General features: G+C 66.2%; 18 protein-coding genes. 15 read left to right on the forward strand and 3 right to left on the reverse strand.

All coding sequences use genetic code 11. The features are described 5' to 3' along the window. Positions 1-44 precede the first annotated feature (44 nt). The 7 genes from AAGA11_10495 to AAGA11_10525 all read left to right on the forward strand — a co-directional run bounded on the left by AAGA11_10495 (position 45) and on the right by AAGA11_10525 (position 5,715). Complete coding sequence (locus AAGA11_10495; GenBank protein MEM9603282.1) at positions 45-1,067, forward strand: NADPH:quinone reductase; 1,023 nt, start codon at positions 45-47, stop codon at positions 1,065-1,067. A 389-nt stretch (positions 1,068-1,456) separates the two neighbouring features. Then, positions 1,457-2,797: an FAD-dependent oxidoreductase gene (locus AAGA11_10500; protein ID MEM9603283.1), complete on the forward strand. Its 1,341-nt coding sequence runs from the start codon at positions 1,457-1,459 to the stop codon at positions 2,795-2,797. 51 nt (positions 2,798-2,848) lie between these two features. Next, positions 2,849-3,616, forward strand: a complete 768-nt coding sequence (locus AAGA11_10505) for an SDR family oxidoreductase (GenBank protein MEM9603284.1) — start codon at positions 2,849-2,851, stop codon at positions 3,614-3,616. Then, entirely contained in the window at positions 3,613-4,050 is a 438-nt protein-coding gene (locus AAGA11_10510) for a DUF1330 domain-containing protein (protein MEM9603285.1), read from the forward strand. Before AAGA11_10505 ends, AAGA11_10510 begins: the two co-directional genes overlap by 4 nt. Further along, a complete protein-coding gene (locus tag AAGA11_10515; GenBank protein MEM9603286.1) occupies positions 4,047-4,517 on the forward strand; it encodes a GNAT family N-acetyltransferase in 471 nt (156 codons plus the stop codon). The genes AAGA11_10510 and AAGA11_10515 overlap by 4 nt, the downstream gene beginning before the upstream one ends. Beyond that, complete coding sequence (locus tag AAGA11_10520) at positions 4,514-5,353, forward strand: isocitrate lyase/phosphoenolpyruvate mutase family protein (protein MEM9603287.1); 840 nt, start codon at positions 4,514-4,516, stop codon at positions 5,351-5,353. The genes AAGA11_10515 and AAGA11_10520 overlap by 4 nt, the downstream gene beginning before the upstream one ends. Next, positions 5,350-5,715, forward strand: coding sequence for a hypothetical protein (locus tag AAGA11_10525; protein ID MEM9603288.1), 366 nt, complete (start codon positions 5,350-5,352; stop codon positions 5,713-5,715). Before AAGA11_10520 ends, AAGA11_10525 begins: the two co-directional genes overlap by 4 nt. Here the strand turns inward: AAGA11_10525 and AAGA11_10530 are convergent. Next, entirely contained in the window at positions 5,709-6,179 is a 471-nt protein-coding gene (locus AAGA11_10530; protein MEM9603289.1) for a DUF6428 family protein, read from the reverse strand. The two genes, AAGA11_10525 and AAGA11_10530, sit on opposite strands and share 7 nt — an antisense overlap. 442 nt (positions 6,180-6,621) lie before the next feature. Between AAGA11_10530 and AAGA11_10535 the strand changes: the two genes are divergently transcribed. After that, the gene (locus AAGA11_10535) at positions 6,622-7,548 is read left to right on the forward strand and encodes a dienelactone hydrolase family protein (protein ID MEM9603290.1); all 927 of its coding nucleotides are present in this window, start codon (positions 6,622-6,624) and stop codon (positions 7,546-7,548) included. Positions 7,549-7,600: 52 nt separating this feature from the next. On the opposite strand, the gene AAGA11_10540 is transcribed toward AAGA11_10535, so the two are convergent. After that, a complete protein-coding gene (locus AAGA11_10540) occupies positions 7,601-8,776 on the reverse strand; it encodes a hypothetical protein (GenBank protein MEM9603291.1) in 1,176 nt (391 codons plus the stop codon). Next, on the reverse strand, positions 8,773-10,707 hold the full coding sequence (locus AAGA11_10545; GenBank protein ID MEM9603292.1) for a DUF1538 domain-containing protein: 1,935 nt from the start codon (positions 10,705-10,707) through the stop codon (positions 8,773-8,775). Before AAGA11_10545 ends, AAGA11_10540 begins: the two co-directional genes overlap by 4 nt. A gap of 416 nt (positions 10,708-11,123) precedes the next feature. Here AAGA11_10545 and AAGA11_10550 point away from each other — a divergent pair, with 416 nt between their 5' ends. The 7 genes from AAGA11_10550 (at position 11,124) to AAGA11_10580 (ending at position 21,454) form a co-directional block, all read left to right on the forward strand. Beyond that, on the forward strand, positions 11,124-12,239 hold the full coding sequence (locus tag AAGA11_10550) for a Gfo/Idh/MocA family oxidoreductase (protein ID MEM9603293.1): 1,116 nt from the start codon (positions 11,124-11,126) through the stop codon (positions 12,237-12,239). Beyond that, positions 12,236-13,231 (forward strand): inositol 2-dehydrogenase, encoded by a 996-nt coding sequence (gene iolG, locus AAGA11_10555; protein MEM9603294.1) that lies wholly within the window; start codon positions 12,236-12,238, stop codon positions 13,229-13,231. The genes AAGA11_10550 and iolG overlap by 4 nt, the downstream gene beginning before the upstream one ends. After that, positions 13,228-14,040 carry a 5-deoxy-glucuronate isomerase gene (gene iolB, locus AAGA11_10560; GenBank protein MEM9603295.1) on the forward strand — a complete coding sequence of 271 codons (813 nt, stop codon included), beginning with the start codon at positions 13,228-13,230 and terminating at the stop codon, positions 14,038-14,040. The genes iolG and iolB overlap by 4 nt, the downstream gene beginning before the upstream one ends. Then, positions 14,037-15,965, forward strand: a complete 1,929-nt coding sequence (gene iolC / locus AAGA11_10565) for a 5-dehydro-2-deoxygluconokinase (GenBank protein MEM9603296.1) — start codon at positions 14,037-14,039, stop codon at positions 15,963-15,965. The genes iolB and iolC overlap by 4 nt, the downstream gene beginning before the upstream one ends. 141 nt (positions 15,966-16,106) lie before the next feature. Further along, on the forward strand, positions 16,107-17,945 hold the full coding sequence (iolD, locus tag AAGA11_10570) for a 3D-(3,5/4)-trihydroxycyclohexane-1,2-dione acylhydrolase (decyclizing) (protein ID MEM9603297.1): 1,839 nt from the start codon (positions 16,107-16,109) through the stop codon (positions 17,943-17,945). Between the two features lie 18 nt (positions 17,946-17,963). After that, entirely contained in the window at positions 17,964-19,160 is a 1,197-nt protein-coding gene (locus tag AAGA11_10575) for a phytanoyl-CoA dioxygenase family protein (GenBank protein ID MEM9603298.1), read from the forward strand. A 104-nt stretch (positions 19,161-19,264) separates the two neighbouring features. Next, complete coding sequence (locus tag AAGA11_10580; GenBank protein MEM9603299.1) at positions 19,265-21,454, forward strand: YHYH protein; 2,190 nt, start codon at positions 19,265-19,267, stop codon at positions 21,452-21,454. The last annotated feature ends 498 nt before the right edge of the window (positions 21,455-21,952 follow it).

Below are 21,952 nucleotides of genomic sequence, written 5' to 3' on the forward strand. Positions count from 1 at the left end.
CGGGGCAAGTGTACAGCACCTGCCCGATCGAAAAAGGTAGACAGATGAAAGCTGCGATTTATCAGCAAACTGGCCCCGCTGCCGACGTTTTGAGAGTTGTTGATTGGGATAAGCCCACGCCCGCCGAGGGGCAAGTACTGGTCAAGTTGCGCGCCTCAGGCGTCAACCCAACAGACACTAAGACCCGTGCAGGGGTCTTTCCGATCCAGGGCGAATGGTCGTATGTGATGCCACACCACGACGGTGCAGGTGTGATTGAAGCTGTTGGGGCGCGGGTGTCCAAAGATCGGATTGGTGAGCGCGTTTGGTTGCATTCGGTTCAATGGGGCGGTGCGGACGGCACGGCCGCAGAATATGCTGTCACAACTGCAGAAAATGCAGTTGTGCTACCCGATAATGTGACTTTCGCGGCAGGGGCAACCTTCGGCGTTCCTCTGCTCACTGCCTATCATGCGGTCACGATGGACGGCGCCGTTTCCGGGAAAACAGTACTGGTTCAGGGTGGTGCTGGTGCCGTCGGCAACTACGCGATACAAATTGCCAAGGAAAAAGGGGCAACAGTGATCGCAACAGTGAGCTCGGTGGCCAAGGCGGACGCTGCGCGCACAGCTGGCGCACATCATGTGATCAACTACAAAGAAGAAGAGGTTATAGCGCGCGTCCAGGAGATCACGAATAGTGCGGGCGTAGACCGAATTATCGAAGTCAACCTTGGCGCCAATGCGAAGCTCCTACCCGATCTCATCAAGAATGGCGGCTTAGTCGCAACATATGGGTCTGACGACTTTGAAGCCGCTTTCCCAATGGTTGGTGCGGTCATGCAACAGATGCGGTTTGGCTTCTTTGTCGTCTTTATGCTGCCGCGCGCTGTGATCAATGCGGCAACGGATGACCTGACCAAGATGCTCAAAGCTGGAAAGATAACAGCGCCTATCCATTCGTGTTTTCCGCTGGAGCAGACAGCGCAAGCCCATGACACTGTAGATAAAAATTCAACTATCGGAAACGTCGTTATAACGATTGCAAACGACGAGAGTCTCAATGATCGCATCAGTTATGGTTCGTAGCTGACAAGGACCCCGAAGTGATCTCCGCTCGCCGCGCACTCCAGGCCCTTTTCGTACTGCGCGTGCACTCAAAGAACAGGACAGACTGTCAATTTGAACTCTCTCGTGGAGTCATCCTCGCCAAGGATGAAGTGCGCTCATCAGTTAGAGAAATTTTTAACTATCTAGTGTGAAGTGTCTTCTCATCGATCTCGCAGCTACAACTGACGCTCCACATATGGAAATCGTGGCTACAAAAAAATTATTACCTGACTCGGCATCGATATGATCAACCTTGTCGCTAGAACGCCTAGGCAACGAGCGGTTCAGACGTGGCAGTTGGTGAGCGTTTCGCGTGTGCAGGACGCGCAGAGCTTTCAGGCGGCGCGGTAAGCCCGTAGTCTGACGGTATGCACGCAGACGCCCAACGCCCCTACGAACCCTTCGCCTACAGCGACGCGCCGCTCCGCGACGCGTTCTGGCCTGGCACGGTGCCCGCCGGCCCCGAGTTGCCGACGTTGCACGGCAACCACACTGCTGACGCCGTGGTCATCGGCGGTGGCTTTGCCGGCCTGGCAGCCGCGATCCGGCTGTCAGACGCGGGCCTCTCGGTCGCCGTGCTCGATGCGCGTATGCCCGGGTGGGGTGCGTCGGGCCGCAACGGGGGCTTGGTGTCGGTGGGCAGTGCCAAAATGGCAGATGGGGTGATCGAATCGCGCGTCGGTGTCGATGACGCGCGCTGCTTCTACGCCGCAGAGCAGGCTGCCATCTACGCGGTGCACGACCGCATCGAGCGCTACGCCCTCGACGTGGATCTGCACTCCGAGGGCTACACCCTGGCCGCCCACCACCCGCGGGCGGTCGCCGAGTTGCACGCGTACGGCGCGACGTACCGGCGTCGCTACGGCCTCGACTACCGCTTCCTTGACCGCGACACCATGCGTGCCGAGGGCCTGCACAGTCCGGCGTTTTGCGCGGCGGTGCACCTGCCGCTTGGCTGCGCCTTGAACCCGATGAAAATGCACCGTGGTCTGCTCGAGGCCGCCGTGCAAGCCGGCGTGGCGGTGTTTGCCCACAGCGAAGTGGTCTCGGTCGAGACGGGGTTCACGGTGCGCACGGCCGAGGGCGTGGTCAACGCGCCGAAACTGCTGCTGGCGACCAACGGTTACCTCAGTGATGCGCTGCCCGGTCACCGGCATCGGATCTTGCCGGTGCAGTCCAACATCCTGGTGTCGCGGCCGCTGTCGGACGCGGAGATCGCGGCGCAAGGGTGGCACAGTGCGCAGATGGTCGTCGATTCGCGGCGGTTGCTGCACTACTTCAGGTTGATGCCCGACCGTCGGCTGCTGTTGGGTTTGCGTGGCACTGCGCGCGCGAGCCCCGCGGCGTTCGCGGCAACGCGGGTCCGTGCACGGGCGGACTTCGAACGGATGTTCCCGGCCTGGCGACACGTCGAAACACCGCATTTCTGGTCCGGGTTGATCGCGATGAGCCGGGAGCTGATGCCCATTGCCGGTCCGGTTCCCGGGCACACGGGCGCGTGGATGACGGCGGCCTACCACGGCAGCGGTGTGGCCATGGCGCCGTATTGCGGTGAACTCATCGCCGACCTGGCGCTCGGCGAGCGGCGGCTGCCGCACCCGGCGTTCATGCAACGCACGCCCCGGCGGTTCGAACTCGGTCGCTTTCGCCGTGCCGTGTTGCCCGCTGTGTTCGCGGCCTACGGGGTATTGGACCGAGTCGGCCGCTGATCTACGGCATACTGGAGCGCGTCAAGTGCGCACACGTTGTGGAGACCGATCATGAGTTCGCCCGTGGCAATCGTCACCGGTGCTGCGCGCGGCATTGGCCTCGCAACCAGCACCCTGTTTCTCGACAATGGCTGGTCCGTGGCGCTGGTGGACTGCGATGCAGCGGCGCTGGAGGCGGCGGCCGCGCCGCTGGCGCAGGCGCTGCCCGTGGTGTGTGACGTGTCTGACCCGACCGCCGTCGACCGCATGGTCGCCGAGGTGGTGAACCACTTCGGTCGACTCGACGCGCTGGTCAACAACGCCGGCGTGGCCGACTTCGGGCCGCTTGAGGAGACCGACTTTGCCCGCTGGCGGCGTGTGATGGCGACCAACCTCGATGGGGTCTTCCTGTGTTCGCAAGCGGTGCTCCCAGCCCTGAAAGCCTCGCGTGGTGCCATTGTCAACATCGCGTCCATTTCCGGACTGCGGGCGAGCACTCTGCGGATCGCCTACGGCACCTCCAAGGCCGGTGTGATCCAGCTGACCAAACAACAGGCAGCCGAACTCGGCGAGCACGGTGTGCGCGCGAACTGCGTCTGCCCCGGCCCGGTCCGCACCAAGCTTGCGATGGCCGTCCACTCGCCCGAGATCATCGCCGCCTACCACGACGCCATCCCGCTCAACCGGTATGGCAGTGAATCCGAGATCGCCAACATGATCACCTTCCTCTGCTCGGAGAAAGCCAGCTACGTCACCGGCCAGGTGGTGGCTGTCGACGGCGGCTTCGACAGCACCGGGGTGGGCCTGCCCGCCCTGCGCGCCGAGGTGACCCCGCCGTGAGCGCGCGGCACGGCGTCGCCCACCTCGAACCGACCGAAGCTGCAGCCGTGGCGGTGATGCAACGCCATGGCGAGGGGCCGGTCACCATGCTGAACCTCTTGCGTTTTCGCGATGAAGCGGACTACAGCGCGCACCCGGCGTTGGCGCCGGCGCAACCGATCTCGGGGCGCGAGGCCTACGAGCGCTACATGGCACACACCGGTCCGTTGCTCGAGGCATCGGGCGGCAAACTGATCTACGTCGGCGACGCCGGCCCGTTCTTCATCGGCCCGGCGGATGAAACCTGGGACTGGGTCATGCTGGTGCAGCAACGCTCGCTCGCCGACTTCTTCGCTTTCGCTCGGGACCCGCGGTTCCAGGCCGGGCACGGTCACCGCCAGGCCGCGCTGCTCGACTCCCGGCTGCTGCCGATGCGCACGGTGACGGCGTCGTGACGCGCGTTTCGGTACGGCCCGCGCAGCTGGACGACGCCGCCGTGATCAGCGACCTGGTGCTGGCGTTGACACCGGTGTTCTTTGACGACCCCGACGCCGCATTGCCTGAACCGGTGCGGGCCAGTCTGCTGCCAGACGGGTGTCGGGCACGGCTTGCCGACCCGGCCTACACCAGTTGGGTGGCGATGTGCGCCGGCGAGCTCGTTGGCTACGCCGCCCTGCACGAGCGTCGACACGTGTACCACCTCTTTGTCGCTGAAGCCCACCACCGGCAGGGTGTTGCCAGGGCGTTGTGGTCCGCACTGCGAGCGGCGTGTCACCCCGGACCGATCACCGTGCGGTCCTCGCGCGCGGCTGTGCCGGTCTACCGGCGCTTCGGATTCGTCGAACGCGGTGCGCTTGAAACCAAACTCGGACTGACCTTCCAGCCCATGGTCCTGGACCCCGGTTCGGCGGACGCACCGTGAGCACGCCAGCCGAGCGGGGTCGGCACTTTCAAGCCCTGCACGCCGCGGGCAAGGCCTTTGTCATGGCCAACGCCTGGGACGCGGGCAGTGCCGCCGTGTTGGCCGATGCCGGTGTTCAAGCTGTGGGTACGACCAGTGCCGGGGTTGCGTTCAGTCGGGCCTTGCCGGACTACGAAGGCGCGCTTGAGTTCGACGACGCGCTCGAGGTCACGCGCCGGATTGTCGGGGCGGTTGACGTGCCGGTGAGCATGGACAGCGAGAATGCCTACGCGCACGACATCGACGGTGTCTACGACAACCTCTGTCGGATCGTCGGCACCGGCGTGGTGGGTGCGAGCATCGAGGACTACACCGGCGATGCCCGTGCGCCCCACTACGACATCGCGCACGCGACCGAGCGTGTTCGGGCCGCGAAGGCTGCTGTGCTCGCGTGCGGCGTGCCCTTCGTGTTGACCGCGCGCTCGGAGTGCGTGTTGACCCAGCAGCCGAATGGCCTCGCGGCGGCCATCGACCGCGTGCAGCGCTACGCCGAGGCGGGCGCGGATTGCGTCTTCGTGCCCGGCCTGCGTGACATCGATGCGGTGGGCACGCTGGTGGCCAACGTGGACGTACCGGTCAATGTGCTGATCGGTTTGCACAACGAGACGCTCACTGTCCCCGCGCTGCGTGTACTGGGTGTTGCGCGGATCAGCATCGGCGGGTCGCTGGCCCGCGCCGCACTCGGTCTGGTCCGCCGTGCAGCGCGTGAGATGCTTGACGACGGCACCTTCGGCTTCAACGCGTCGCAGATTCCGGATGCCGAGCTGTGTGCGCTTTTTGGCGGTCCCGCGTCGTGATCGTGGTGCGTTGGGGCCTCTGGCTGATCGGCGTGTTTGCCGTGCTGCTCGCGGTTCCGGTGCTGCTGGACATGTTGCTGCACCGTCGGGTGTGTTGGTCTGAGCCGCTGGTGGGCGCACTGACCGCTGCAGCCGTGGTGGCAGTCGCGTATGGCCTCGCGCCGCAGCGCCGGTTGTGGGCGGCCTTCGCCATGCTCTGTGTCGGGTCAGCCCTGTCGTATCAGCTCTTCGACATGTGGTGGTACCCCGAGTGTCACCCGCAGGCGTACGAGCGGGTGCGCTGGCCGTGGCCGTTGGCGGTGTTGTCGGGTGCCGCGGTGTTCGTCGCGTTGGCGGTGCGGGCCCGGCGCCGGGCTCACTGACCGCAACAGCCCGGTGCACAGCACGCCGTGCCCGACGACAGCGCACGGGTGTTTGCTTTGCATTCCCCGTGAGTGTCACGCAAGGTCACCACCAGTTCGTCGCCCTCCACGGTGGCCAGGGCAACCTCGAAACGTTGCACTGTGGCGTCGTGCGGTGCGTACTCGATCAGCAGCGGCAGTGCTTCGATGCCCGGTAGGGCGTTGACCGTGGTTTCGAGGATAGCCGATAGCGTCGACGCGACCATGGCCCGGCCAGTCGTGTCGCCAAGCAACTCGACTGCGGCCTCCTGCCAGCGGTTCACCACGCCGCCGCAATCGATGCTGTCGACGGTGTTGCGCTTGAACTCGGTCAAGTGAAAGCCGAGGGGTATGGGTCCGGCGGGTGCCGTGAAGCGGACCCTGAGCGCCGGTTCCGCATGGGCAGCGTCGGCGAGGTCACCGAGGGTGACGCGGTGTGGTGCCATGGGTGGAACTCCCGAGCGCGCCACTGTGTGGCGGGTGTGAGGGGAGTGTACGTTGTCCTGCGGTGAGTGGCGTGGTTGTGCGCTCTGCACACGGGGGACAGCGCCACGACATTGCCTGTTCACGTGCTGGGAATCGAGCCACCCCAATCCGGGTGTTGCACGTCGGCCTTGGCCTGGTCGGCACGGTGCTTGGGCGCGGCAGCGCATCTGGCGCGCGTGAGGTGCGCCGCTGGTGTCGCCCGTACGCCCGGGTGCTGCCCGTCTGTGCGGCCGAGGGCCGGTCTGTCACCACCATCAACGGCCTGGCGAGCGACACCGCTCTGCACCCGTTGCAGTGGTTGCGACGGCGCTGGGTGACACGGTCGCGTGCGCGCGCGGTATGCTGAGCCGAGGCCGCACCCGCTGTTGCGGGTGTGATCGTCGCAGACACAGGAGTTCCGCTATGTCATCCGTACTCGATCAACCGCCGCAACACGCCGTCGACAGTGAAGATCTCGAAATCGATCAACGGGTTTACGACCTCTACGATTTGTACTGTCATGGCTACATCAGTCGCCGTGAGTTCCTCAAGCGTGCCAGTGCCATCACCGTTGCGGGTGTCTCGGGCCTGACCATGGCGCAAGCGCTGTTCCCGCGTTACGCCCAGGCCCAGACGATCTCGTTCACCGACGAGCGTATGAAGGCGAACTACGTCAGCTACCCGTCACCGGGCGGCAATGGCGCGGAGATGCGCGGTTACCTGGCGGTCCCGAGCACCGAGGGACCGTATCCGGCTGTGCTGGTCGTGCACGAAAACCGCGGACTCAACCCCTACATCGAGGACGTCGCACGGCGCCTCGCGGTTGAAGGCTTTCTCGCGCTGGCGCCGGACGCGCTCTCGCCGGTCGGAGGCTACCCCGGCAACGACGACGATGGCCGTGCCCTGCAAAAGAGTCTGGACCGCGCCAAGATCATGATCGACATGCACAACAGCGCGACCTTTCTGCAGTCGCACGCGCTCTCGACCGGCAAGCTCGGCGCGGTGGGCTTCTGCTTCGGCGGCGGCGTGGTGAATTTTCTTGCGACCAAGATGGGCGACGACTTCCACGCGGGCGTGCCGTTCTACGGCAGTGCGCCGCCGGCGGAGAACGTCGCGGCGATCAGCGCGCCGTTGATGATTCAGGCGGCCGAGAACGACGACCGCATCAATGCCCAGTGGCCGGCCTTCGAAGCGGCGTTGCAGGCGGCTGGGGTCGACTTCGAACGCCACCTGTACCCGGGCACCGGTCACGGATTTCACAACAATTCCACGCGGCGCTACAACGCGGCAGCGGCCGATCTGGCGTGGGAGCGGACGCTGGCGTTTTTCCGCACGCACCTGAGCGGATAGCGGGCGCGGGTGGCCCCGCTGCGGGGGCGCAAGCGCGCCCCGCGGTCGGGGTTCAGGCCGCGGCGCTCGACCGGCGGTAGTCTTTCTTGCCCGGTACGTAGCACGCGACCAGAGGCACCGGCGTCATGCCGATGAACACGTTGTCGAGGCCGTTGTGTTCGGCGTTCGAGGCTATTTCGTCGAAGACGCGCTGCGACAGCGCGTGCTCGAGCACCGATTGCACTTTCACCCATTCCTCGTGGACCGGTAGCGCGGCGTCGCGCTGCGCGCTGCGTATGAAGCTGATGTTCAAGCCCGGGGCACCGAGATCGAGCAACACGTCGGTCACGCGTTGCAGGTCGGACCGGGTAGTGATCAGCGACAGGCAGCGTCGGTCACGTTGGTATTGTGAAGCGCTGTTGACCGCCTTGATGCCGCTGCTGCGGCCGTTGACACCGACATCGAAAATGGCCTGGTCGCGCCAGTTGGTGTGACCCGAAAGCTGGTCGATGGCGTGAATGACCTGCTGCATGCTGGCGGCGTGGTGGTGGCCGGCCATGCGGCTGGGCAGGTTGAACATGCCCTTGGCGATCGGCATCGAGTACATGAAGCCGCGGCCGGGCAGGTGGAACTCGCCGGCCTTGGCGACAACGTCGATGAGGTCGTCGACGTCTTCCTCGTCCGCGAGGATCATCAACACCTCTTGCTCGTGGTCCTTGGTGATCCGCAGCCAGCCGAGCCGGTCGCGCAGACCCCGACCCTCGGCATAGGTGATGATCGGACCGTGGGCACCGTGTTCAATGGCGGCCTTGGCGACCTTCTCGCTCTGTGTGTGTCCGACCACACAGAACAGCAGGCGCAGGGCCTGATCGCGTGGGCCGGTCGGGCTCGCCCCGGTCGGGGTGGCGCTTGTGGTCAGCAACGGCGAGCCTGCACTCGCCCAGGCGAGTTCGTAGTCGACGCTGAAGATGGCACCAACGGCTTGCTGGTCGAGTCGGCTCTCGCGCACGATGGCGTCGGTCATCGCGTCCACGTCGTCGCTTGGCAACACCATCTCGATCAGGGTCTTCACCGGGCTGATCGGCGGAAACAGGCGTTTCAACCAGTGGTCGTGCAGCAGCGTGCCGCGGGCGGTCGAACAGAAGGTCGGCGACGTGCAGTCGGCAATGACGCGCTCGAGCACACGGTCGGCGACGCCGGTCGGGAGCACGGTTGTCAGGCTGCTCAGGGCGGGGCGTGGGGTGCTCATGATGACGTGGCCTCCGATTCGGCAAGTTCGAGCGCGGCGTCGGTGGTGCTGGCCTGCTCGGCGAGTTCGCGCTCGGCGCGTTGTGTGTGGTGGGTGTAGAGCCCGACCGTCAGCACCGTCAGAATCGGGCCGACCGAGGCCAGCGCGAGGATGCCGAAGCCGTCGCTGACGCCGGGCACGTTGCCGCCGATGCCGAGGCCCATGGCCAGCACCAACGGCACGGTGATGGGCCCGGTTGTGACACCGGCGCTGTCCCAGCCGAAGTTGACGAAGCCGTGCGGTGCAAACCAGGTCAGCACGAGCACGAGGGAGTAGGCCGGCATCAACATCCAGAACAGCGGGAGGTTGAACACCATCTTGACGATGCCGGCGGCGATACCCATGCCGACCCCGATCGCCACGCTCTGCATCAGGAGTTTCTTGCGGAAAGCGCCGACGGTGATTTTTTCAACCGTGTCGCCGAGAGCGTTCAGTGCGGGCTCGGCGAGCGTCGCGCCGTAGCCGAGAAAGAATGCGAATCCGATTGCCGCGAGTTTGCCCGCTGTCGGGCTGAACAGCGCCTGCTCGTAGTCGGACATGCCCCAGGGGACGATGCTGGCAAACGTGAGCGGGATGTTGCCGCCGAGCTGGCTGCCGAGCGGTGTCAGGCCCAGGATGATGCCGAGGCCGAAGAGTGTCATGCCGGCCAGTGCGAACACGACACCGATGCCGACGTCGCTGCTTTCGTCGAGCTTCTTGCGGAGCAACAGGCGGAGTACCACGTAGAGGAACACACACAGGGGCACGATGGCGCGCAACGCGTCGATGAACGACTGCTGCACCCGGTCGACGAAGGGACTGGAGTGGTCCCAGGTTTCCTCGCCGAACACCTGAAACGGGCGCTCGAGCTGCTTCTCGATGATCACGTCAGGCTCCGACAACACGATCTGCCCGTCAACCAACACCGCGCTGCCGCCGCGAAAGCGGATGGTGTGATCTTCGGGCAGGGTGCCGCTGGCGAGAAACGATTCGAATTCCGCGTTCGAGACCGGGGCGCCTGTGGCGGTGGGGGCGGCTGTGGGTTGCTCGGCGGATGCCATGACCGCAGCCGGTTGCACCTGGCCCGCGTAGTTCGCGGCCCCGTAGTAGTCCTGCTTGCCGTAGTGGAACAGCGCGAGCAGCAGAACGGCCAGAATCGGGAACAGCGAGGCGAGGGTGACGATGCCGAAGCCCGAGTGGCTGCTGTCACCGGACCCGCCGCTGACAACGCGGCACACGCCGATGCCAAGTGCGAGCACCAGCGGCACGGTCACCGGACCGGTGGTGACGGCGCCGCAGTCCCATGCCAGCCCCAACACGTCCGAAAGCACCGCGTTCTGATTGAAGAAGTACGACAGCACCAGCAGCAGGCCGACGGCTGGGATCGCGAGCGTCTTCAGCGGCCAGGCATAGAAGAAACGCAGCACGCCGAGCATCACGGCGAGACCGACCCCGACCCCGACGGAGAGGACCAGCTCGTTGGAAAAATCGTTCAGCAGGCTGTAGAGCAAGGGCGCGTCGTCCGGCACCACGCCCTTGCCGGCGGCCTTGAGCACCGCAATGGCAGGTTCGGCGAAGGTCGCGCCGAGGCCGAGCAGGAACGCGAACAGCAGGATGGTCGCCATGTGGCTCTGCTTGGGCAAGGTGCTGCCGATCACCTCCCCGAGCGGCATCAACCCCAGGCGCAGCCCCTCCATGAAGAACATCAAACCCACGGCGACGGTCAGCACACCGAGCGCGATCATCAACGAGAACACGATCGGCAGCTGCAGGATGACCAGCTGGAAGAAAATGAGGTAGGCGACGATGAACCAAATGCCCTGCAACTGCTTGTTGAAGTTGCTCTTCACGTAGGGCCAGATGATGCGCAGTGTGTCGCGCACGCCGAGCTGTATGCGTTGGCTGTTTTCCACAGTGTCCCTTCCTTGGGTGTGAGCTGTGTGGAGCCACCCACCGCCCGCCTTGGCAGGGTGAGCGCGGTGGCCCGGTATCCCTGTCCGCGTTCCAGTCGCGGACCGTGCACCTGCCAGTCGGCGGCGCATCACGGATTGATCAGCAAGATCCGGGCCTTTTCGAGCGCTCGCGAACGAACAGGCAGGGAAGGCGCGGCGCCGCGAACGCGGCTGGGTGCACGGCACGGTGTGGCCTGACAGCCATTTTGCAACCGGTTGCAAAATAGCCCCTGTCTGTGCTTAAATTCGGCTATTCCACCACTCAGCTGCCGATGCGCGTCGGTGCGGGGGACTGCTTGTGAACACGCGATCTGGACGCACCCGTGCGCACCGCTACCGGTTGGTCTGCGGATCGGGACAACACGGGGCCCGCGGCCATGCGTGAGATCGGCATCGGGCTCGTCGGAGCCGGCTACATGGGCAAGGCGCACGCGGTGGCCTTGCACGCGGTGGGTGCGGTGTTCAACACCGCGCTTCGGCCGCGGTGCGAAATGATCGCGACGCGCTCCGAGGACGGAGCGCGGGCTGCGGCGGCCCGTCTCGGTTTTGCCCGCAGCACCGGCGACTGGCGCACCCTGGTCACCGACCCGAAGGTGGAGGCGGTCGTGATTGCCTCGATGCAGGACAGCCACCGGGCCATCAGCGAGGCCGCCTTTGCACTCGGCAAGCCCGTGTTCTGCGAAAAACCGCTGGCCGAGAACACGGATTCGGCCGTCGCGATGGCAGAAGCGGCGCGTGCCAGCGGTGTGGTCAACATGATCGGCTTCAACTACGTGCGCACACCCGCAACCCAGTTCGTACGCCAGATGCTCGCCGACGGCGTGATCGGGTCGCTGCACTACCTGCGGATCGAGCACACCGAGGACTTTCTCGCCGACGCCACCTTGCCTGCCAACTGGCGCACCGAGGGCATGGCCAACGGCAACCTCGGTGATCTCGCACCGCACGCGTTCAATTGTGCACTGGCGCTCGGTGGCGACATTGCGTCGCTGGTGGCCGACATGCAGACCGTGGTCACCGAGCGCGGTGGTGTGGCGGTGACCAACGACGATCAGGCCCAGTGCCTCTGCCGGTTCAGCAGCGGCGCCATGGGGCACATCCTGTCCAGCCGCGTCGCGCACGGCCGCAAGATGGGCTACGCCTACGAGCTGCACGGCAGCACCGGCAGCATCCGCTTCGACGGCGAAGACCAGAACGCCGTGTGGTTGTGCCGCGGCGATGCGCCGGCGGCGGAGGCCGGTTTCAAGAAGATCCTCACAGGCCCGGCGCACCCCGACTACCTCGGCTTCTGCCAGGGGCCGGGACACGGCACCGGCTACCAGGACCAGATCATCATCGAACAACACGACTTCCTGAAGGCGATCGAGGCGGGCGAGAGCCTGTGGCCGGATTTTGCCCACGGGCTGGCCGTGCACCGGGTCGGCGACGCCTTCATCGCCTCCAGCGAGTCGCGCCAGTGGGTCGATGTCACGCGGGGAGATGCGAGTACATGAGTGCCAGATTTGCAGTATTGGGTGCGGGACGGATCGGCCAGGTGCATGCCCGTGCGGTCGCCAGCAGCGCAGTGGCGAGCCTGGTCGCGGTGGCTGATGCGGTGCCGGCAGCCGCGGCGTCGCTGAGCGAGCAGTACGGGTGCCGGGTGGGTGAAGTCGACGCGTTGATTGCGGCGCCAGACGTCGACGCGGTCATCATCTGCACCCCGACCGACACCCACGCCGACCTCATTGAGTCGGCGGCGCGCGCGGGCAAGGCGATCTTCTGCGAAAAGCCGATCGACCTCGACGCCGACCGGGTGCGTGCGTGCCTCGGCGTGGTGGCGGACACCCATGCGCGTTTGATGGTGGGTTTCAACCGCCGTTTCGATCCCCACTTTGCCGCGTTGAAAGCGGCCGTGGACGCCGGTGAGATCGGCGAGGTCGAGCAGGTGGTGATCACCTCGCGCGACCCGGCTGCGCCGCCGCTCGAGTACATCCGGCGCTCGGGCGGCCTGTTCCGCGACATGATGATCCACGATCTGGACATTGCGCGCTGGGTGCTCGGCGAGGAGCCGGTGCGCGTCAGTGCCTTTGGCTCGGTCCTGACCGATCCCGCCATCGCCGGTGAGGACGTCGACACGGCGACCGCCATGTTGTCCACGGCAAGCGGCAAGCAGGCCGTGATCACGAACTCGCGGCGCGCGAGTTACGGCTACGATCAGCGGGTGGAAGTGCACGGGAGCACCGGCATGCTGCGCTTCGGCAACCCGCGCAACTCCCTCGTTGAACACGCGGCGGCGGGCGGCTACACCCGCGAGCCGTTGCAGGACTTCTTCATGGCGCGCTACGTCGAGGCCTACGCCAACGAGCTCACGCGCTTCGTCGCCTGGGTAGCCGGCGACGACGTCACCGTGCCCACTGGTGAGGACGGCTTGCGGGCGTTGCTGCTCGCCGATGCCGCGGCGGCGTCCGTGGCCACGGGCGAAACCCAAGCGGTCGTGCAGCCGTGAGCCCGCTGTTAGTGCGACCGCAGCCCGCCGACGCAGACGGCTGCGTGCACCGCGTGACCCCGGCCTCGGCCAGCTGGACCTACGTCGGATTCGAGGTCTACCACCTCGGTGAGGGCGCCGTGCTCCACGTCGAGAGCGACACGCGCGAGCGTTGCCTGGTCATTCTGTCGGGTTTCGCCGACATCGCTGCCGGTGGCGAGTCCTTCGCCAAGCTCGGGGAACGCACGGACCTGGCCGACCACAGCAAGCCGGTGTCGGTCTACGTGCCGGCGGGGCAATCCGCGCACGTGGTCGCGCGCGGTGCGTTGGCCCTCGCGGTGTGCAGTGCGCCGGGGGGTGAGTCTGGCGCCTACCCGGTGCGGTTGATTGCGGGCGACGACGTCGGCTACTCGGTGCGCGGCGAGGGCAGCAACACGCGCTACATCTACGACATCCTGCCCGACCGCGTCGACTGGGCGCACAGCCTGCTCGTGGTCGAAGTGCGCACGCCGTCGGGCAACTGGAGCAGTTACCCACCGCACCGCCACGACGAAGACGATTTGCCGAACCAGTCCTTGCTCGAAGAAACCTACTACCACCGGATTTTTCCGTCACAGGGCTTTGCGTTCCAACGCGTCTACACGGACGACCACAGCCTCGACGAGACGCTCGCAATTCACGACGGCGACGTCGTCTTGGTGCCCCGCGGCTACCACCCCTACGGTGTGCCACACGGTTACGAGGGCTACTACCTCAACGTGATGGCTGGCCCGACCCGCAAATGGGTGTTCCACAACCACCCGCACCACGACTGGCTGATTGCACCGTGACAGCGCTCGACCTGATCACACTCGGCCGGTGCGGCGTGGATTTCTACGCCGACCAGGTCGGCGCCCGTCTGGAGGACGCCAGTCGCTTCTCGAAGTACCTCGGCGGTTCCTCGACCAACATCGCCGCCTGTGCCGCGCGACAAGGGCTCAGGAGTGGGTTGATCACGCGCGTCGGCGACGAACACCTTGGTCGCTTCCTGCGCGAGCAACTGACGCGCGAAGGGGTCGATACCCGCTGCGTGCGCACCGACCCGTCCCGCCCGACCGCGATGGTGGTGCTCGGCATCAAGGACCGCGACACCTTCCCCCTGGTGTTTGTGCGGGAGAACTGCGCCGACATGGGGCTCGAGCTGTCCGACCTCGACCCGGCGTTCATCGGGTCGGCCAAATGCCTCTTGATCACCGGCACGCATTTCTCGACCGAGCGCGTGCACGCGGTGTCGACTGAGGCGCTGAAGATCGCGCGTGCGCGCGGTGTGAAAACCGCGCTCGACATCGACTACCGGCCGGTGCTCTGGGGCCTGACCTCACGCGGCGACGGCGAGACCCGCTTCATCGCGAACGACGGCGTCACGGCGCATTTGCAAGGCATCCTGCCGATGCTGGACCTGGTCATCGGCACCGAGGAAGAAGTTCACATTGCCGGTGGCTCGACCGACACCCTCGAGGCGCTACGTGCCGTGCGGGCGGTGACTGACGCCATCATCGTGTTGAAGCGCGGCCCCTTTGGCGCAACCGTGTTTGATGGGCCCATCCCGGACGCGATCGACGACGGTATCACGGTGTCCGGTGTGACGGTCGACGTGCTCAACGTGCTCGGCGCCGGCGACGCGTTTGCGGCGGGGTTCCTCCGCGGCTGGCTGAACGGTGAAGGCTATGAAGCGGCATTGACCTACGCGAACGCCAGCGGTGCCCTGGTGGTCTCACGCCACGGGTGCACCCCGGCCATGCCGACGGTGCCGGAGTTGGCACACTATCTCGCGCACGCGGCCGATATCCCGCGGCCCGACCAGGACGCTGCGCTGAATCAGTTGCACCGCGTGACCACGCGTGTGCGCCGTGCGCCGCGCGAGCAGGTGGTGGTGCTCGCCTTTGATCACCGTGCGCAGTTTGTCGAGATGTGCGAGACCGCCGGTGTGAGCACAGCGCATATCCCGTACCTCAAGCGCTTGCTGCTGCAGGCGGCGCAGGCAGTTGTCAGCGAAGACGGGTTGCAGGGCCAGGCCGGAATCCTGTGCGATGACACCTTTGGTCAGGACGTGTTGAACGACGCCTCCGGCCGTGACTGGTGGATCGGGCGCCCGGTCGAGGTGCCGCACTCGCGCCCGATCCAGCTCGAAGGTGGCAGCAGCATCGGCTCACGCCTGCGGCATTGGCCCGACGAACACATCGTCAAATGCCTGATCAGCTACCACCCTGACGACGAACCCGCGTTGCGCGACCGCCAGGAACAACAGGTGCTCGACCTCTGGGCTGCGTGCCAGGACAGCGGCCACGAGCTGCTGCTCGAAATCATCCCGCCCACCGGGTCGGGGGACGTCACCGACGCCGTCTGCCGCAGCGTCGAGCGGTTCTACGGTCTCGGCGTGTTTGCGGATTGGTGGAAGCTGCCTGCACTGAGTGCGGCAGGCTACGCCAGCGTCGATGCGTTGATTGCCGAGCACGATCCCCACTGCCAGGGTGTCGTCGTGCTGGGTCTGGACGCGCCGATCGACGAACTGGCCGCCGGCTTCCACGCATCGGCGGGGCTCGAACGCGTCAAAGGCTTCGCCGTTGGTCGAAGCATCTTTGGCGCGCCGTCCAGGCAATGGCTTGCAAACGACATGGACGATGCGGGTTTTGTGGACGCCGTGGCGCAGAACTACCGTGCCGTGATCGCCGCCTGGCAAAAAAGCCGCACATCGGTTGTGGGAGCCGCCGTGTGACGGACCACGTGTGACGGACCAACCGTGAGCGGCGATAAGCGCGCAAAAAGCATGCGGGCTAAAAGGCATGCGTCGCCGCTCGATAAGCGGCTCCCACAAAAGACACATTCAACACCACGCCTTTGTTGAGGACCCACCACCATGGCCACAATCACACTCACCACCGCGCAGGCGCTCACCCGGTTCTTGACAGCGCAACAGGTGCAAACGGAAAACGGTGTTGAGCCACTGTTCGCGGGGCTCTGGGCAATTTTCGGCCACGGCAACGTGCCGGCGTTGGGCGAGGCCTTGCACGCGGTGCGACAACAACTGCCAACGTACCGTGGCCACAACGAACAGTCGATGGCCCACGCAGCGATCGCCTACGCGAAACAGATGCGGCGCCAGCGCATGATGGCGGTGTCGAGCTCGATCGGGCCCGGTGCCACCAACCTCGTGACGGCGGCGGCGGTCGCGCATGTGAACCGTCTGCCGGTCCTGTTTCTGCCGGGTGACACCTTCACGAACCGCAGGCCCGACCCGGTGTTGCAACAGGTCGAGCACGGTGGCGACCCGAACATCACGGCCAACGACTGCCTCCGGCCCGTGTCACGCTACTTCGACCGCATCACCAAACCCGAACAGCTGGTCACGGCGCTGCCCGCGGCCATGGCGGTGTTGACCGACCCGGAGCTGTGCGGGCCGGCGACGCTCTGCTTGCCGCAGGACGCACAGGCCGAGACGGCCGAGTTTCCGGCGTGGCTGTTCGAGCCCGTGGTGCACCACCTCGAGCGGCAGATGCCCGATGCGACGCGGCTGGCGCGTGCCGTCGAGCTGATTCGGGGCGCGGAGCGGCCCGTGCTGGTCGCCGGTGGCGGTGTGCACTACAGCTTTGCCGTGGAGGCCCTGCGCAGCTTTGCGCGTGACCACCAGGTGCCTGTGGTCGAAACCTCGGCCGGCAAGGGCGCGCTGCACCACGCCGACCCGATGAATGCCGGGGGCGTGGGTGTGGTGGGTGCAAGTTCGGCCAACGCGTTGGTGCGCGACGCCGACCTCATTGTCACCGTGGGCACGCGGCTCTCGGATTTCACCACCGGCTCCCGCACCGTGGTCTCAAGCGGTGTGCCGCAGATCAACATCAACGTTGCGCAACTCGACGCGCGCAAGCACAACGCGACGCCGCTTCGCGGCGACGCACGGTGCACCCTGGAAGCGCTGGACAGCGCGCTGGCCGGCTGGCAGTCGAGTGGTGCTTGGGTGGACCGTGTGGCGCAGGAGAAAGCGGCCTGGTCCGCGGAAGTCAGCGACGCCACGGCACCGGGTGACGGGCTGCCATCGGATGCCCAGGTGACGGCCGTGATCGCTGCCGCGGCCGACCCGGAGCGTGACGTGCTCGTCGTTGCCGCCGGTTCCATGCCGGCCGAGGGCGTCAAGGTCTGGCCGACCGGGCACAGCGCCGGCTACCACAGCGAGTACGGTTTCTCCTGCATGGGGTACGAGATTCCAGCCGGTATCGGCGTGAAAATGGCGTCCCCCGCGAGCGAGGTGTTCGTAGTCGTGGGGGACGGCAGCTACCTCATGCTGAACTCCGAAATCGCAAGCTCGGTGGCGCTCGATCAGAAAATCACCCTTGTGATCCTCGACAACCGCGGCTTTGGCTGCATCAACCGCTTGCAGAACGCCTGCGGCCAGGACCCGTTCAACAACCTGCTTGACGATGGCACCGAGGGCAACACACCCAAAGTCGATTTTGCCGCCCACGCACGGGCGCTGGGCGCGACGGCGGAGCACGTGTCCTCACTCGATGGGCTCGCCGAGGCGCTGCAACGGGCACGCGCGGCGGCCGGCAGCTACGCCATCTGCATCGACACCAACCCGGTGGATTCGACCGGCGGCGGCAGTTGGTGGCAGGTCGGCATCCCGGCCGTCAGCGAGCGCAGCAGCGTGACCGAGGCCAGGGCGACGTGGCAGGATGAGGGCGCCAAGTCGCAACCCTACTGACTTAGGAGAAGGTGTGAGATGACACCGGTCGACGCCATCGAACGCCCCAAACGCCGTGCCACGAGCGCGTTTTACAACGCTGACGCGGTCACGGTGGCCGACCTCGTCGCCGCCTGCGACGCCCCGCTTACGCCGACACCGCAAGCGGTGGACGTGGCGCAAGGCATACCCGTCTACGACGTGCCAGCGTTGGTCGAGGTGCTTTGCGGCCCCGTCGACAGCGCCGCCCTGCGCGCGCTGCAGTCGGAGTGGGCGGCGGTGTTGCAGCACGGTGCCGGCGTCGTCGTGTTGCGGGCCGCGGTGCCCGATCTCGACGCGGTCGATGCCGCGACAGCCGCGTTCGAGCGCATCCTCGAGCGCGAAGCAGAAGGCAAGACCGAACACGCCGACCATTTCTCCAGCGGCAACGACCGGATCTGGAACTCCTTGCAGAAGCTCGCGCTCGCGGATCCGGACACCTTCGTGCGCTACCACGGGTCGGCGGCCATCGACGCGGTGTGCACCGCCTGGCTGGGCCCGTTCTACCAGATGACTGCGCAGGTGAACCTGGTGCACCCGGGCGGTGCGGCGCAAAAGGCACACCGGGACTACCACCTCGGTTTCCAGGGGCCGCTCGCCGCGACGGCCTACCCGCGCGCGGTGCACGACGTGTCGCCCTTGCTGACCTTGCAAGGTGCGGTTGCGCACTGCGACATGCCGGTCGAGTCAGGCCCCACCCAGTTGCTGCCCGGGTCACAGCGCTTCGGTCCGGGCTACCTCGTCTGGCAGCGTGAAGACATTCGGGCCCATTTCGAATCGCACTGCGTGCAGTTGCCGCTGGCCAAAGGCGATGCGCTGTTCTTCAACCCGGCGGTGTACCACGCGGCCGGCAGCAACCGCAGTGCCGACATCGAGCGCCTGGCCAACCTGTTGCAGGTGTCCTCGGCCTTTGGCCGCTCAACCGAGGTGGTCGACCGCGAACGCATGTGCCGTGCGCTCTACCCGGCCTTCGCGTCGCGCGTCGAATCAGGCGACATTCCCCCTGCGCTGCGCGCCGCCATCGCGTGTTGCGCCGAGGGCTATGCGTTCCCGACCAACCTCGACCGCGACCCGCCTGTTGACGGACCGGTGCCGGCGTCGCAGCGCGACGTGTTGGAACGGGCGCTGCGGCGCGGCCTCTCGGCCGGCGACTTCGCCCGCGACCTGGCACACCACAGTGCGCGACGTCTCGCCTGACGTTCGCTGAAGGACATTTACACAGACTTACCGCTCGGGTGGTGTGAGCTCGCGCCAGTGGCGCCTACACTGAGTGTGTCGCCACCAGGAACAGGGAGTCGCCCGTGTCGTCTCGCACAACGTCGTCACCGATTGCAGCCGCGTGCTGCGTCGGGCTTGCATTGGGTATCGGTTCGGCCGCGGGTCACGCGGCATCACTCGGATCGCCCAACGTGCTGTTGATCGTGTCGGACGACCAGGGTCTCGACGCGTCGGCGCAGTACACGGTCAGTGAGGATCAGCCGTTCACGCCGCACCTCGATCAACTGGCGGCCGATGGCCTGGTGTTTGACAACGCCTGGGCGACACCGGCGTGCACGACCACGCGCGGTGCCCTGTTGACCGGCCTGCACGGCCACAAGAGTGGCGTCGACACGGTGCCGGATCGGCTCGACACCGCGCGTCTGACGCTGCACGAACACCTGCGCCAGGGCAGCGGGTACAGCACTGCGCTGATCGGGAAGTGGCACCTGGCCGGTGGCCGGGCTACCGACGATTTCCACCCGATCGAAGCCGGTGTCGGCCACTTTGCCGGCACCCTGTCCGGCACCGTCGACAGCTACACACAGTGGCCGCTGAGCGACGCTGGCGCACAGCGCGTGGCAACGACCTACCACACCACCGCGATGACCGACCTCGCGATCGACTGGATCGGCGCCCAGGGCGAGTCGCCGTGGTTTTTGTGGCTTGCGTACGTGGCACCGCACGCGCCGTTTCACTTGCCGCCCGCCGACTTGCATGCTCGGCAACTGTCTGGCACTGCGGCCGACATCCGCGCCCGCCCGCGGGACTACTACCTTGCCGCGATCGAGGCGATGGACACGGAAATCGGTCGCCTGGTGGCGTCGCTCCCCGATGCCAGCCGGGAGAACACGCTGATTCTGTACATCGGTGACAACGGCACGCCCTCGCGGGTCATCGACACCACGGCGTACGCCAAGCGCCAGGGCAAGGGCACCCTGTACGAGGGTGGTATCCGCGTGCCCTTGCTCGCCTCCGGTGCGGGCGTCGCGCGGCGCGGCGAGCGCGAAGCCGCGCTGGTCAACGCAGTGGACGTCTACGCCACGCTGGCGGAGCTCACCGGGGCCGGCACGCCGGCGAACCTCGACAGCGTGAGTTTCGCCGACCTGCTTGCGCACGACGTGGCGGCGCCCAGGCGGTTCAACTACAGCGAATTCAAGAGCCGGCGCACTTCGGGGTGGGCCGTGCGGGACGACACGGTGAAGCTGATCGCCTTTGACGACGGGTCGCGCGAGCTCTACGACCTCGTCGCCGACCCGCGGGAACAGAACAACGTCATCAACCGCACGGCGCAGTACGGCGTGCGGGTGGCCGCCCTCAACGGCTTTGCGCTCGCCGTGCAGGCGGGCAACGCGGTGTCGACGGTCGACGCGGCCGGCGTGACCGACATCACCGATGCGCTGTTGACGCGGCGCAGCGCGAACTGTGCGGACTACGCCGAGTGGCAAACCACCTCGGCGGTCAGGGACGTGAACACCAACACCCGTTACAGCGGCGAAATGCGCGTGTCGGTCGAGGGCGGCCAGTGCGTATTCGAAAGCAACGCCATTCCGAACCACGACCTGAACGACGGCGCACGGCGCTTTCGCAACCCCGTCGCCGAGCAGGACCAACGCTTCAGCGTGACAGCCTCGCCGGCGATTGCCGGCGCACCGACTCCCTTGTCGTTGCGGCTCGACAACGCCGTGTTGCTCAATGGCGTGAAGGTGGACCTGCTTGCCGCGGGGTGTTTTGGTGTGCGCGATGGCCGCATTGGCTGCAACGACCCCAACCAGCCCTGGCGCTACGACCCGATGTTTCGTGAGAACGGCTTCGGTGTGGACAGCCACAATGCCCACACGCAACCCGACGGCACCTACCATTACCACGGGCCGCCCAACGCGCTGTACAGCAACAACAGCAGTGAGCCCTCACCGGTGGTCGGCTTTGCCGCGGACGGCTTTCCGATCTTCGGCAGCCTGATTCAGGACGGTGACCGGGTGCGGGCCGTGCGCTCGAGCTACCGGCTCAAGACCGGACAGCGGCCGTCCGGGGCGGGCGACCCCGGTGGCAGTTACGACGGCGCATTCCGCGACGACTACGAATACGTCGCCGGACTGGGCGACCTCGACGCGTGCAACGGCATGACAGTCGACGGCCAGTACGGCTACTACATGACCGAGGTGTACCCCTACGTGCTCGCGTGCTTCAAAGGCACCCCCGACGACTCCTTCCGCAAACGCCGCCGCCGCTGAGGCGTCCAGCGTAGCCGCGTCCTCGCGCCAGCGAGACGCGGCGAATAAACAAGGCGACACGCTTGACGGTGTCGGCTCTCTCTTCGCCCGGTGTCGCTACGCGACGACCGCGCTCCCACAGGGATCTGCGTCCACCGTGGGAGCTGTGTCATTGCCGGGCCGCGCAGGCCCTGGCGAGACGCGGCGAACGAACATAGCGAAACGCTTGACGGCGTCGACTCGCATTTCACCCGGTGTCGCTACGCGACGACCGCGCTCCCACAGAGTCCCGTGCAGCCGTGGGAGCCGTGTCCTCGCCTTGGCGAGACGCGGCGAACAAACAAGGCGACACGCATGACGGCGTCGACTCGCATTTCGCCCGGTGTCGCTATGCGACGACCGCGCTCCCACCGAGTCCCGTGGAGCCGTGGGAGCTGTGTCATTGCCGGGCCGCGCAGGCCCTGGCGAGACGCGGCGAACGAACATAGCGAAACGCTTGACGGCGTCGACTCGCATTTC

The organism is Pseudomonadota bacterium, assembly GCA_039196715.1.
Lineage (GTDB): Bacteria > Pseudomonadota > Gammaproteobacteria > CALCKW01 > CALCKW01 > CALCKW01.

Bases quoted from the DNA above. Each gene is read 5' to 3' on its own strand.
- AAGA11_10535 (MEM9603290.1), top strand. From the start codon at position 6,622: ATGTCATCCGTACTCGATCAACCGCCGCAACACGCCGTCGACAGTGAA.
- AAGA11_10505 (MEM9603284.1), top strand. From the start codon at position 2,849: ATGAGTTCGCCCGTGGCAATCGTCACCGGTGCTGCGCGCGGCATTGGC.
- iolG (MEM9603294.1), top strand. From the start codon at position 12,236: ATGAGTGCCAGATTTGCAGTATTGGGTGCGGGACGGATCGGCCAGGTG.
- AAGA11_10540 (MEM9603291.1), bottom strand. From the start codon at position 8,776: ATGAGCACCCCACGCCCCGCCCTGAGCAGCCTGACAACCGTGCTCCCG.
- AAGA11_10550 (MEM9603293.1), top strand. From the start codon at position 11,124: ATGCGTGAGATCGGCATCGGGCTCGTCGGAGCCGGCTACATGGGCAAG.
- AAGA11_10575 (MEM9603298.1), top strand. From the start codon at position 17,964: ATGACACCGGTCGACGCCATCGAACGCCCCAAACGCCGTGCCACGAGC.
- AAGA11_10500 (MEM9603283.1), top strand. From the start codon at position 1,457: ATGCACGCAGACGCCCAACGCCCCTACGAACCCTTCGCCTACAGCGAC.
- AAGA11_10495 (MEM9603282.1), top strand. From the start codon at position 45: ATGAAAGCTGCGATTTATCAGCAAACTGGCCCCGCTGCCGACGTTTTG.
- iolD (MEM9603297.1), top strand. From the start codon at position 16,107: ATGGCCACAATCACACTCACCACCGCGCAGGCGCTCACCCGGTTCTTG.
- AAGA11_10530 (MEM9603289.1), bottom strand. From the start codon at position 6,179: ATGGCACCACACCGCGTCACCCTCGGTGACCTCGCCGACGCTGCCCAT.